This is a genomic window from Natronosalvus rutilus (assembly GCF_024204665.1).
GTDB lineage: Archaea > Halobacteriota > Halobacteria > Halobacteriales > Natrialbaceae > Natronosalvus > Natronosalvus rutilus.
In genome coordinates this window covers 3050744-3061821 of sequence record NZ_CP100355.1, presented here as the reverse complement: position 1 = coordinate 3061821, position 11078 = coordinate 3050744, and the positions used below count along the sequence as shown (strand labels likewise).

Here is an 11078-nt window from a genome sequence, read left to right as displayed (position 1 = left end):
CGCAGACTACCAATGGCACGAAGCTTCTACTCCCACATCAAGGAGGCATGGAAGAACCCGGGCGACGGCAAGCTCGGCGAACTGCAGTGGCAACGAAAACAGGAGTGGCGCAAAGAGGGCGCCATCGAGCGCATCGAGCGCCCGACGCGACTGGACAAGGCGCGCGAGCTCGGCTACAAGGCAAAGCAGGGCATCGTCGTGACGCGCGTCGCCGTCCGCAAGGGGAACGCGCGCAAGCAGCGACACAAGGCCGGGCGCCGGACGAAGCGCCAGGGCGTCAACCGCATCGGTCGCCGGAAGAACATCCAGCGCATCGGTGAAGAGCGCGTCTCCCGAAAGTACCCCAACCTCCGCGTCCTCGCCAGCTACTGGGTCGGTGAAGACGGCGGGCAGAAGTGGTTCGAAGTGATCCTCGTCGACCCGAACCACCCCGCCATCGAAAACGACGACGACCTCAACTGGATCTGTGCCGACACCCACAAGAACCGGGCCTTCCGCGGGCTGACCAACGCGGGCAAGTCCAACCGCGGTCTCTACAACCGCGGCAAGGGAACCGAGAACGTCCGTCCCTCGCTGAACAGCGGCAAGCGTAGCTCCGAGTAATCGCACACTCGGCCGCTCGAGACTCGCTTTCTGCGAACGCATTTTGGCGCCTCTCGAGCGTCGGTGCTGTTTTCGTTCCCGTTGTAGCTCGACTAGTCGGTAGCTCACATAGCACGAGCTACACGAGCGAGCACTCCAGCCTCCTATATACGGGAACCGATGTCACGTTCCAGCCAGCCAGGAACGGTAGCCGATATTAACATACTGGAGCGTGTACGTTCACCCATGCGAAACCGAATCCTGGTTCCAGTCGACGGCTCCGACCGCGCGGCAGACGCCCTCGAGTTCGCCTTCGAAGAGCACCCCGACGCGACCATCGTCGGCCTCCACGTCATCGACCCGGCCGACCTCTACGGAGCGCCGGGTCTCGAGGGAGGCGCGATGATCAACTACGAGGAGATCCACCGACAGAGCAAGGAACGCGGCGAGACATTGCTCGAGAACGTCGCCGAGAAGGCGGCCGACCGCGGCGTCGACTGCGAGACCGAACTCGTCGTCGGTCGCGTCGCGCACTCGATCATCGACTACGCCGAGGAGCACTCGGTCGATCAGATCGTCATCGGGAGCCACGGTCGACGGGGTGCGAGTCGCATTCTCCTGGGGAGCGTCGCGGAGACGGTCGCTCGTCGGTCGCCGGTTCCCGTGACGATTGTTCGGTGAGTCGGCCGGTACGGGTCTTCTAGCACGTACCTACCCACCTACCACGGCGGGTAGTCAGTACTGCGAGCGTTCGACCCGCTCGGGCGCCTCGAACGGCGTCGACAGCTCGAGCAACTGGACGAGAATGCGACCCGTCGCCCCCCAGACGGTGTAGCCGTCGACGTGAAAGTAGTGGATGACGATGTCACCGTAGTAGGGGTGGTCGCGTCTGTCGTACTCGTAGTTGTCCGGGTCGAGAAACCCCGAGAGCGGCAGGACGACGATTTCGGCGACCTCGCGCTCGTCCGGGTCGTACGAACGATCCGGAATTCGCCCGACGAACGGCGTCACGGCGTACTCCGTGACCGTCCGAATGTCGTCTAACTGGCCGACCACGTCGACCGCCGACGGCTTGAGGCCGATCTCTTCGTCGGCCTCTCGGAGGGCGGTCTCGAGGATCGAGTCGTCGTGTGGCTCCCTGCCGCCGCCGGGAAAACTCATCTGGCCGGGGTGTTCCCCGAGGTGGTCGGCCCGGCGCGTAAAGAGCAGGTGGTCCTCGCCGTCGCGGTCGATCACGGGGGCGAGCACGGCGGCATCGTACGGCTGGTCGTCTATCTCGGTGGGCTGAAAGTCGATGACCGCCTCGAGTGTGAGCCGTCGTGTCGTCATACGAATCCCCGGTCAGGCGTCCTCTAGCGCCTCGACGAGTCTGGTTCGTTCGGCCGTCAGGTCGAGCGGAGCCCACGCTTCGAGGTCGTAGCTCAGGTCGATCAGGTTCTCGATGGCTGTCTCGTCCACGTTCTCGGTACCGTCGTCGCTCCCGTCCACGTTCTCGCTACCGTCGCCACGCCCACCCTCACCCTCGAGCACCGTCTCGACGTCCGCCAAAAATCGGTCTCGGGCGGCCTCCCCGACCGCGTCCTGGTCGGGGTCACGTGGCGACACGTCGAGAATGTGCGGAAGGTCCTCCGCGTGCTCGGGGGTGCGAGGGAACGCGGTCGGACCGGGGACGAAGAGCGCGTCCCCGTCACCGCTCTCGGTGCCTCCGTCGGTGGCGTGACCGTTGCCACGGAGTTCGTAGCGAACCAGCGCGAACGCGTCCAGCGACGCCTCGATCGCTCCCGCTGCAGCGTCCTCGTCGACCGACTGCCCGTCCGCGCGGAACGCGACTTCCGAGAGGGCGCGCTCGAGTTCCGTCCGGGTGAGCCCGCCGAAGAGGTCGACGATCCCGGCGAGTTCGTCGCTCGTCCGCTGATCGAGTCCGGTCCCCATAGACCCTGCAACGAACGAAGCGGTGATTAGTCTTGCGTGGTCGACTCGAGCGAGGCGGCCGAAGGCGTCCACGGCGTCGCCGCCTGGACGAGCGCGTCCGGCTCGACGGGCGCCGCTGCCCAGGGCGGGAGCCGTCGTTCCCCTTTGGGTGGGGTGAGCGACCTCGCGTAGCGGGTTACCTGCTCTCGTTCTCCGTCTCGATCGTACGAGAGGTCGTTGAACGCGGCGTCGGCCGCGTACTGGTCGATCAGTCGGTCGGCGACCGTGCGGTACCGCGTCGCCAGGGTCTCGTAGTCGACGTCGACGTCGTTGGCCTCGAGTACGCGAAGGATCGAGGAGGCGACGTCTCGACTCATCCCCTCAAGGCCAGCGTCGCCGTCGACGTTTCGGTGGTCGTGTCGGTGGATACCGAGATCGACCTGCGCGGATCCCTCGAAGCTAGCGTGCTCGAACGCGTCGCCGAGGGTCGCCACCTCGAGACCCCACGCCCGGGGTGGCCGGAGTCGGCTGGCGAGGTCGGCCGTCACCGCGAACTCGCCCGCCAGCGCGTATCGAAACGCGGCGAGGTACTCGACGACGGGGTCGTCGTGGTCGGCGCGCACTGCCTCGACGAGGGGCTCGTAGAGGAGCCGACAGAGCCGCCCGTAGAGTCGGCCGTCTTCGACGCGCGCGTAGTATCCCTTCGAGAAGTCGTAGCCCATCGCCAGCGGCTCGAGCAACCGGACGACGTGGTCCGGTCGAAAGCTCGTCGCGTCGGCGTCGTGGACGACGACGTACTCCCCCTGGGCAATCGCTGGACCGAGCGCGAGCCACACGTCCCGACCCTTCCCTAGATCGCCGTCGAGCTCCTTCCTCGCCAGCAGCTTCTCGACGGCGGGTGCATTACACCACAGCACCTGGACCGACAGGTCGAACGACTCGGCCCACACGCGAAACGACTCGATCCGGTCGGGGTCGGCCCGGACCGGAACGATCACGCGTTCGGGGGCCGGCCGAATCGACTCGAGCGCCGACAGGACGCCCGTCGCTGCGGGCCGCTCCTGTTCCCGATCCGTCATCGGCACGACGACGACGGTCCGCTCGAGAACGGGTTCGAGGCCGTCGAATCCGACGGGGGCCTCCGTCAGTCGGTGGAGCGTGGCGACGCGCTCCTGGGTGTACTCCATCGGTGAATCGTTCGGCTGGAGGGTAAAAACGGCGACGAATTCGGCGAAGCCCGCCTCGAGGCCGGTATTTCGACGAGCCAGACTCCACGAACGGGACGACCGGCCCGTACGCGGCCCGGAACTCAGTCACAACATGCGTCGGCCCGTATCCACGCGGGGTTCGGAAACCTTCGAATCGAAATAGTTCCGAGACACCGGTCTTTTTCTTCTCCACCTTCGTAGGTGGTCAACATGAAATCTATCCGGAAGGCACTCCGCGAAGGGGAACTCGAGAAAGACACCTACGAGCGAGTGACCTGCGCCGAGTGCGGGAAACCGCTGAAGACGGAGAACGACCCGGACACGATCACCACGATCCGGCGGTGTCCGAACTGCGAGCGGGAGTGGAAGGAGATTCGCTAGGACTCGCCGGAATCGCTGTCGGGCCCCACGAAGAGCTCGTCGAACGTCGACGCACCGAGCGGGTCGAATCGCCCGGCATCGACGTTCTCCTCGACGTGTTCGGGGCGGCTCATACCGACCAGCGACGTCGTTACCCCCGGTGCCGACCGAGCGAAGTTGATCGCTCGCTGGACCGGCGAGTCCCCCTCGAGAATCGTCGCCACGTCTTCTGGAAGGTCGCTCGTGAGTTTACCCTGGGCGATGCTCGCACTCGTGAACACGTTGAGCCCGGCTTCGGTGGCAAACTGGAGGACGCTCTGTGGCCCGTCCGGGCCCGGTTGGCTCGCGACCGTGAACGCGTCGGCCATCGCGACGTTGAACGGGAGCTGAATCGCCCGAAAGTGCGTGCCACCCGTGCCCGCTTCGCTCGCGGCGGCGCGGGCGCGCTCGACGATCTCGCCGATAGAGAGGTACGACGGGTGATCCTCCGGGACGCGGAACGCCTCCCAGGTCGCCACGCCGTAGTGTGAGAGATCTCCCGCGGCAGCCCGCTCCTCGAGACGGACGAACGTCGCCTCGAGCTGGTCGTAAACTGCCTCTCGGGACCGATCTCGCAACTGGGTCTCCGGGTTGTGCACGTAGTAGAGGTCGACGTGCGTGTCGAGGTTCTCGAGGGACCGATCCAGTTGGTCCTCGATGTAGTCGGGGGCGATGCAGTGGCTCCCCGTGGCGAGGTCCTCGCGGTCGACGAGTCCAGGCTCCACGTACGTTTCCCTGACGTACTCGCCCGGGTCGTCCGGGCGCTCCCCGTCGAAGGGTACGAAGCCGCCCTTCGTCGCGACGAAAATCGCGTCGCGGTCGATATCCGTCCGCTCGAGGGCTCGCCCGACGACGTGTTCGCTCCGCTGGCACCGGTAGTTGATCGCGGTGTCGAGCACGTTACACCCTCGCTTGAGCGCTCGCAGGATGGCTGCCTCGTAGCCCTCGTCGACGTCGTCCGTCGGTTCGCCGAGGTAGGTCCCGAGGCCGATACTCGAGAGCAGCCCGTCGCCGTAGCGCCTGAAGTACGTTCGCCCGAACTCCTCGTAGTGGTCGTCGCGGTATTCCCACGTCGCCGGTCCGGTTGCCATGCTCGTGTCTTGGACTGTCGACGGTAAAAGCGCGTCTCTCCCTGGGCTCTCGAGTCGTGCGGGTCGGGGGCAGGCAGTAGCGATATCAGTAGAAACGGCGTCAGGAACGCTCGCCCGCCATCGCCGAGAAGACGCGTTTTTCGAACTCCGGTTTGCTCACGCCGTCGGAGGGACCGATGCCGTTCATGTGATCGACCGACACCTGGCCGCCGCCCATGCGCGCGTGACCGCCCGCGTTCGCCATCGGAATGTCGCTGACGGCGTGGCGCAGGGCCTCGCCCATGTGAACGCGGTCGTCTCGAGAGCGACCGGAGAGGTGAATCGTGCCGTCGTGTTCGCCGTAGACGACGACCGCCGTCACGCCCTCCAGGTGCATCAACTCGTCTGCGGCCTGGGGAATCGCGTCGACGTTACCGATCTCGCCGACGTCACAGATGGCGAACGATCCCTCGATGCGCTTTTTCTGGATCGCGTCGGCCTTGATCTGGAGCACGTCGTCGCTCACCTGCGGGTTCGCGATCCGGTCTAGCTTCTCCTCGTCGATGGCCCGAAAGAGAAACGACGCGGCCTGGAAGTCGGCCGCCGAACAACCTTTCGTGAGGTGGTTCGTATCCGAGAGGATGCCGTAGAGCAGCCCCGTCGCCAGTTCCTCGGTCAACTCCACGTCGCCGCCACCGGAGTCGTCGCTATCGACCAGGTCGACGCCGGTCTCCTCAAGGTACTCGACCAGGATCGTCGACGCGGCGCCGTACTCCGTTCGCACGTCGGTAAACGTCGTTCCTGTACCGTTTCCAGGGTGGTGATCGACGACGACGAGCGGTTCGACCATCTGGGCGCCGGTGAACCCTCTCGGCGTGTTGTGATCGACCAGCACGACCGTCTCGGAGTCGATATCCGAGGCCGACTCGACGGTCTCGAGTTCGAGTTCGAGTACGGTTCGGAACGCTCGATTCTCCTGGTGGCGGATCTCGCCCGGATAGTAGAGCGTCGCGTCGGTGTCGACGCTCTCTGCGATCGCCGCAACGCCCATCGCCGAGGCCATCGCGTCCGGATCGGGGTTCGGATGCATCACGACCGCCACGTCGTCGTACTTCGTGAGGAGCCGTCGCAGCCGATTCCCCGGCGATCGGTTGAACCAGCGAAGAACCCACCAGCCACCGAGTGCGAGGGCCACGAGTCCGACGACTCCTAGCGAGAGGACGAGCGGGTCGATCACCCGTAACGACTCGATGGACTCGCTGACCATCCCGACGCCACCACTAGCACCATCGGCCACGGGATCGATTCGTGTGCCGCCCCGGGTTCCCATACCCCACACTCAAATTGAATGCCCATGAAGGTTCCCCTCGATTATAACGCCCACAAACCGCCCGTAACAACCGGCTACGAGGGCGTTTCTCCCAGATACGCCGCTATCGCTGACTCGTATCCCTCCCGATAGGTCGGGTACTCGAACTCGTATCCCAGTTCGCGCAATTTCGTGTTCGAACACCGCTTGCTCGTCAGGATTCGACGCCGGGCCGCCGCCGTGAGATCCCCGGCCTCGAGTCGCTCTGCTTTCGTTCGCCTTTCGGGCGGATCGCGCCCACACTGCTCGGCCAGCCAGTCCGCGAACGCCCACTTCAACGCCGGTTCGTCGTCGACCACTTGCACGACTTCGCCGCGACCGAGGTCGTGCTCGAGGAGGTATCGAACCGCACCGGCGGCATCGTCTCGATGGACCATGTTCAGGTACCCCTCGGTAACCGGTCCCTCGAGATAGCGCTCCAGGCGATACCGGTCCGGGCCGTAGAGGCCCGCAAAGCGGGCAACCGTCCCTTCGAAACCGTACTCGGGTGGCCGCTCGAGGGCGATTCGTTCGGCCGCTGCCAGCACCTCGGTCTTCTCGGTGGTCGGCTCGATGGGCGTCTCCTCGTCGACCCAGTCCCCGCCGTGATCGCCGTGAACGCCAGTCGAGGACGTGTAGACGAGACGTGCCGGCTGGTTGGCTCGTTCGCTGAACGCCCTAATCGCGGTCTCGAGCCCCTCGACGTACACGTCTCGAGCGGCCTCCGCACCTCGTCCACCGCTGCTTGCGGCGAAGACGATTGCATCGACGTCGGGGACGGCCTCCAGCGCCGACGCGTCAGTCACGTCGGCCTGGATGGCGTCGAAACCGGCGTTCTCGACCACCGCGAGTCCGTCGACGGATCGACGAACACCGATCGCCTCGTGGCCTCGGTCCTCGAGCTGACGGCCCAGTTCCAGGCCCACGTACCCACAGCCGAGAATAGCGACGCGCATATCCGTACTCGGGAAGCCGAGTGCATAACGACTGCGCTCTTCACATACCGCGATCGACGATCGCGTACTGAATCGCGACGTACTCCTCGAACGTCATCGGTGCGCGGCGCTCGATTTTCTGTTGAATCTCCGTGGCGCCGAGGCCGCCGTCGAGGTCGGCCGCGAGCGTATCCACGTCGACGACGGCCGTCGTCATCCCCAACAGCAGGTGTTCACCCGCCAGTTCGACGATCGTCTCCGGGTCAGGCTCGCCATCCTGAAGCGACTGAATTTGGGCGGCTTCCTCGAGGGTCAGGTCCGGTGCCTCCCCGTCGCGGAGCGCCTCCAGTTTCAATCGGTCGACGTCGGTTTCGATCTCGGCTTGCTCGAGGCCAGCGTGCTCGAGTGCCGATCGAAGGTCGTCGTCGTATTCGGTTCGAAGCGAGTCGCGAGTGTCCGGGACGGAAAGGCGCTGCTCGTAGAACATACGTGGGGAAAGGTCGGTCAGCATCAAGTCGGTTTTCATCGACGTATTTCGATTCGATATTCCTATATTAATATTATAAAATTAAGTTAATATATTCTTATAGCTTCACTCCATCTGTCGATCAATGCCTTCCCAGACGAGACGACGTCGTCCCCGTCCTCGCTCTCGATGTCGTCCTCGTCTCCGCCGAAATCGGCGGAGTCGAAGCGGTCGAAATTGAAGCCGCTGGGTACGGTCATCGAGACGCTACTCACGTCGGCCGTCGGCGACGGGGTCGGGCCGATGCTCGCTCGTCCCTCGAGCGGCGCCCCCTCGTAGGGCGTCCAGTGGGCCGCCACGGCGACGTCACCGTCGACGACCGCGAACTCGCTGGCGATCGGTCCCTCGATCGCCGTCGCGAAGAGGTGACCTTCCTGCGTGAGTGGTTCGTCCTCGAGCGACACGTTCGCGAGTGCGGCGTCCGCGAGAACGCCGGCGGCCGGACCGTGTGTCACGCGCGTGAGTTCGCTCCTGGTGTAGTCATCCGGCTCGCCGTAGGCGCCCTCGGGGGCGCGCTCGAGGGCCGGTTCGAGTGTGTATTCGACGCTGACTGTCGTCGAGTCGAGCAGTTCGACCGCGTGGGTCGCCGTTTCGGGGGTGTGACCGGTGTCCTCGTCACCTGCGAGATAGATGCCGAGAACGCCGACGGCGGCGCTCATCAGCACGAGACAGAGTGCGACGTCGAGGACCGTACTGACGGCTCGGTCGTCACCGATGCAGCGCTTCCGGGCGCCGGTACCGGCTGCGGCTGACTCGATGTTATCGGTCGTGGATAGCTCGGTATCGGGTGTGGACGACTCGAGGGCGGGTGCTGACGGCAAGAGGCCAGATACTGACGGTAGGAGGTTGGGTGCTGACGACAAGAGGCCGGGCGCTGACGTCACGACCGGACCTCCACGTGGAGCGTGGCGCTCGCCACCTTCCCCGAGGGCTCGAGGATGGCTATCGCACGGGTCGCGGTGTCGTCAGCGCTCCCTCCGTGCGTCGGGGCGGGTGAGGGCGGGCGGTCACCCGTTGCAGAGCCACGCTCGTACCGACCGTCGACGTACTTCACCCAGCGTCCCGTTTCTGGATGACCTTCCTCGAGCGCCAGTACCGTCACCGTCACGGTCCGGTCGCTGGGCAGTCGATCCGTCGGGATCTTTGCGACCGGGTCGTCTGGCCCATTCGGATCGTAGACGCAGTCGGCGGCGATGGTCGCGTGCACTGCCTCGAGCGTGGGTTCTGCAACGGAGCGATCGCTGCTCGTCTGCCCCATCCCTGAGAGTGCACCGGCGTACACGCCGAGTGCGAGACAGACCGTAGCGACGGCCACAAGTGCGGCGAGCGGTTCGGTTTGCCCGCGCCGGTTCGAACGGTCCAACGGTGGACTCGTACTCGAGTGAGGCGAGCCCTCGCAGCCCGTCGAACCACCCGGCGAGCGGTGGGAAACAGGAACATGGCCCCCTCTGGCCGCGCCATCGCATATAAACGTCAGACCGTGAAAATGATCCGGAACGTTCAACTTGATTCCCTCGGATTCCTGCATATGAAAGTAGCCCTGATTGGTATCGGCCAGGCCGGTGGAAAGGTGGTCGAGCGCCTCACGAAATTCGACGCTGAAATGGACTTCGACGCCGTCCAGGGAGCGTTCGCCATCAACTCCGCGACCCCGGACCTCCAGTCGCTCGAGCACGTCGAGACGCACCTGATCGGTGCCGACCGGGTGAACGGGCACGGCGTCGGCGGCGACAACGAACTCGGTGCGGAGATCATGCAGTCGGACGTCCAGGAGGTGCTCGGCGACCTCGACGGCCACGTCACCTCCAGGTCCGAGGCCATCTTCGTCGTGGCCGGTCTCGGCGGCGGCACCGGGAGCGGTGGCGCGCCGGTCCTCGTCCACCACCTTCAGCAGGTCTACGACATTCCAGTCTACGCGCTCGGCATCCTCCCCGGGCGGAACGAGGGGTCGCTGTACCAGGCGAACGCGGGCCGATCGCTGAAGACAATCGTTCGCGAGGCCGACGCGACGATCCTCGTCGACAACGACGCCTGGCACAGCCAGGGTGAGAGCGTCGAGAGCGGATTCGAGTCGATCAATCAAAACATCGCGCAACGATTCGGCCTGCTCTTCGCGTCGGGCGAGGCCGTCGAGGGCGTCGGCGAGAGCGTCGTCGACTCGAGCGAGGTCATCAACACGCTTCGCCAGGGTGGAATCGCCGCGCTGGGGTACGCGAGCGCGCCGGCGAGCGACGACAGCACGCAGAACATTCGAAGCGTGATGAGTGTCTCCAGGCAGGCGTTGCTCACCGGAACGAGTTTGCCGGAGGCTCGGGTCGGCGACGCGGCGTTACTGGTCATCGCCGGGAAGCCGGAGACGATTCCGCGCAAAGGAGTCGAGAAGGCGCGGCGCTGGCTCGAGGACGAGACCGAGAGCATGCAGGTTCGAGGTGGGGACTTCCCCCTCGATAGCGACCGAATAGCCGCGCTGGTCCTGCTGGGCGGCGTCGAACGCTCCGACCGGATTCAGGAGTTCCTCGACCGCGCGCGTGCGGCCCAGCGAGTCGAGGACGAGAAAGCGGCCGGCGACCCGGCTGACGCCTTCGCGAACGACGAACTCGAGAATCTGTTCTGAGGGCTCCGGTCTTCAAGGGGGTGCCGGGGATTCCCTCGGCCGTCGAGATCCTCGCTCATCGACTATCGATCACTCGACGTGGACTCCGCTCACTACTCACCGCTCATTCGTTCGGATTTTCGTCCTGTACCTCGACGATCTCCGCCTGCTCGAACGTTTCGATCCCGCCCTCGAATCTGACCTGGATGGTCTTTCCGGGGAGCGCCGAGTCGTCGTCCTCGTTCGATCGCTGGGGGATGGAGACGGCGGTGACGCCGTCGATCGTGACGTCGCGACGCTGGATGGGATCGCCCTCGTACTCGACGGTTTCCCAGGTTTCGACGTCGAAATCCTCGATATCTTCCCCGAAGTACTCCTCTGACTCCCGTTCGATCGAGTCCGCGGTCTGGGATTCGCCGGTCGTCCGGTTGTCGTCGAACTGGACCTCCTCGTGTTTGTACTGCTCGAGCTGGACGAGCATGCCATCAGTTACCACTTGAGCGGGC

General features: G+C 65.1%; 14 protein-coding genes. 4 read left to right on the top strand and 10 right to left on the bottom strand.

The window, feature by feature from the left end:
* Positions 1 to 12 precede the first annotated feature (12 nt).
* On the top strand, positions 13 to 603 hold the full coding sequence (locus tag NGM29_RS14795; RefSeq protein ID WP_254157157.1) for a 50S ribosomal protein L15e: 591 nt from the start codon (positions 13 to 15) through the stop codon (positions 601 to 603).
* A gap of 225 nt (positions 604 to 828) precedes the next feature.
* Positions 829 to 1263, top strand: coding sequence for a universal stress protein (locus NGM29_RS14790; RefSeq protein ID WP_254157156.1), 435 nt, complete (start codon positions 829 to 831; stop codon positions 1261 to 1263).
* Between the two features lie 54 nt (positions 1264 to 1317).
* On the opposite strand, the gene NGM29_RS14785 is transcribed toward NGM29_RS14790, so the two are convergent.
* Genes NGM29_RS14785 through NGM29_RS14775 form a run of 3 tightly spaced genes read right to left on the bottom strand, consistent with a single transcriptional unit; the run spans position 1318 to position 3680 of the window.
* A complete protein-coding gene (locus NGM29_RS14785) occupies positions 1318 to 1911 on the bottom strand; it encodes an NUDIX hydrolase (protein ID WP_254157154.1) in 594 nt (197 codons plus the stop codon).
* 12 nt (positions 1912 to 1923) lie between these two features.
* A complete protein-coding gene (locus NGM29_RS14780; protein WP_254157152.1) occupies positions 1924 to 2514 on the bottom strand; it encodes a DUF7109 family protein in 591 nt (196 codons plus the stop codon).
* A gap of 26 nt (positions 2515 to 2540) precedes the next feature.
* Complete coding sequence (locus NGM29_RS14775; protein ID WP_254157150.1) at positions 2541 to 3680, bottom strand: glycosyltransferase family protein; 1140 nt, start codon at positions 3678 to 3680, stop codon at positions 2541 to 2543.
* 231 nt (positions 3681 to 3911) lie between these two features.
* Here NGM29_RS14775 and NGM29_RS14770 point away from each other — a divergent pair, with 231 nt between their 5' ends.
* Positions 3912 to 4082 (top strand): HVO_0758 family zinc finger protein, encoded by a 171-nt coding sequence (locus tag NGM29_RS14770; RefSeq protein WP_254157149.1) that lies wholly within the window; start codon positions 3912 to 3914, stop codon positions 4080 to 4082.
* Here the strand turns inward: NGM29_RS14770 and NGM29_RS14765 are convergent.
* The 6 genes from NGM29_RS14765 to NGM29_RS14740 all read right to left on the bottom strand — a co-directional run bounded on the left by NGM29_RS14765 (position 4079) and on the right by NGM29_RS14740 (position 9342).
* Positions 4079 to 5191, bottom strand: a complete 1113-nt coding sequence (locus tag NGM29_RS14765; RefSeq protein ID WP_254157148.1) for an aldo/keto reductase — start codon at positions 5189 to 5191, stop codon at positions 4079 to 4081. The genes NGM29_RS14770 and NGM29_RS14765 overlap by 4 nt on opposite strands.
* Before the next feature lie 100 nt (positions 5192 to 5291).
* Positions 5292 to 6437 carry a DHH family phosphoesterase gene (locus NGM29_RS14760; protein WP_254160579.1) on the bottom strand — a complete coding sequence of 382 codons (1146 nt, stop codon included), beginning with the start codon at positions 6435 to 6437 and terminating at the stop codon, positions 5292 to 5294.
* 137 nt (positions 6438 to 6574) lie between these two features.
* Positions 6575 to 7474: an SDR family oxidoreductase gene (locus NGM29_RS14755; protein WP_254157147.1), complete on the bottom strand. Its 900-nt coding sequence runs from the start codon at positions 7472 to 7474 to the stop codon at positions 6575 to 6577.
* Between the two features lie 40 nt (positions 7475 to 7514).
* The gene (locus NGM29_RS14750) at positions 7515 to 7940 is read right to left on the bottom strand and encodes a DUF5791 family protein (protein WP_254157146.1); all 426 of its coding nucleotides are present in this window, start codon (positions 7938 to 7940) and stop codon (positions 7515 to 7517) included.
* 86 nt (positions 7941 to 8026) lie between these two features.
* Positions 8027 to 8863 (bottom strand): DUF7284 family protein, encoded by an 837-nt coding sequence (locus tag NGM29_RS14745; protein ID WP_254157145.1) that lies wholly within the window; start codon positions 8861 to 8863, stop codon positions 8027 to 8029.
* Positions 8860 to 9342, bottom strand: a complete 483-nt coding sequence (locus NGM29_RS14740) for a DUF7285 family protein (protein WP_254157144.1) — start codon at positions 9340 to 9342, stop codon at positions 8860 to 8862. The genes NGM29_RS14745 and NGM29_RS14740 overlap by 4 nt, the downstream gene beginning before the upstream one ends.
* A 165-nt stretch (positions 9343 to 9507) precedes the next feature.
* Here NGM29_RS14740 and NGM29_RS14735 point away from each other — a divergent pair, with 165 nt between their 5' ends.
* A complete protein-coding gene (locus tag NGM29_RS14735; RefSeq protein ID WP_254157143.1) occupies positions 9508 to 10593 on the top strand; it encodes a tubulin/FtsZ family protein in 1086 nt (361 codons plus the stop codon).
* A gap of 103 nt (positions 10594 to 10696) precedes the next feature.
* On the opposite strand, the gene NGM29_RS14730 is transcribed toward NGM29_RS14735, so the two are convergent.
* Entirely contained in the window at positions 10697 to 11053 is a 357-nt protein-coding gene (locus tag NGM29_RS14730) for a hypothetical protein (protein WP_254157142.1), read from the bottom strand.
* Between the last annotated feature and the right edge of the window lie 25 nt (positions 11054 to 11078).

Excerpts from the sequence above, each read along its gene's own strand:
- NGM29_RS14765 (WP_254157148.1), bottom strand. The coding sequence starts at position 5,191 with ATGGCAACCGGACCGGCGACGTGGGAATACCGCGACGACCACTACGAG.
- NGM29_RS14775 (WP_254157150.1), bottom strand. The coding sequence starts at position 3,680 with ATGGAGTACACCCAGGAGCGCGTCGCCACGCTCCACCGACTGACGGAG.
- NGM29_RS14750 (WP_254157146.1), bottom strand. The coding sequence starts at position 7,940 with ATGTTCTACGAGCAGCGCCTTTCCGTCCCGGACACTCGCGACTCGCTT.
- NGM29_RS14795 (WP_254157157.1), top strand. The coding sequence starts at position 13 with ATGGCACGAAGCTTCTACTCCCACATCAAGGAGGCATGGAAGAACCCG.
- NGM29_RS14785 (WP_254157154.1), bottom strand. The coding sequence starts at position 1,911 with ATGACGACACGACGGCTCACACTCGAGGCGGTCATCGACTTTCAGCCC.
- NGM29_RS14760 (WP_254160579.1), bottom strand. The coding sequence starts at position 6,437 with ATGGTCAGCGAGTCCATCGAGTCGTTACGGGTGATCGACCCGCTCGTC.
- NGM29_RS14755 (WP_254157147.1), bottom strand. The coding sequence starts at position 7,474 with ATGCGCGTCGCTATTCTCGGCTGTGGGTACGTGGGCCTGGAACTGGGC.
- NGM29_RS14780 (WP_254157152.1), bottom strand. The coding sequence starts at position 2,514 with ATGGGGACCGGACTCGATCAGCGGACGAGCGACGAACTCGCCGGGATC.
- NGM29_RS14730 (WP_254157142.1), bottom strand. The coding sequence starts at position 11,053 with ATGCTCGTCCAGCTCGAGCAGTACAAACACGAGGAGGTCCAGTTCGAC.
- NGM29_RS14790 (WP_254157156.1), top strand. The coding sequence starts at position 829 with ATGCGAAACCGAATCCTGGTTCCAGTCGACGGCTCCGACCGCGCGGCA.
- NGM29_RS14735 (WP_254157143.1), top strand. The coding sequence starts at position 9,508 with ATGAAAGTAGCCCTGATTGGTATCGGCCAGGCCGGTGGAAAGGTGGTC.
- NGM29_RS14770 (WP_254157149.1), top strand. The coding sequence starts at position 3,912 with ATGAAATCTATCCGGAAGGCACTCCGCGAAGGGGAACTCGAGAAAGAC.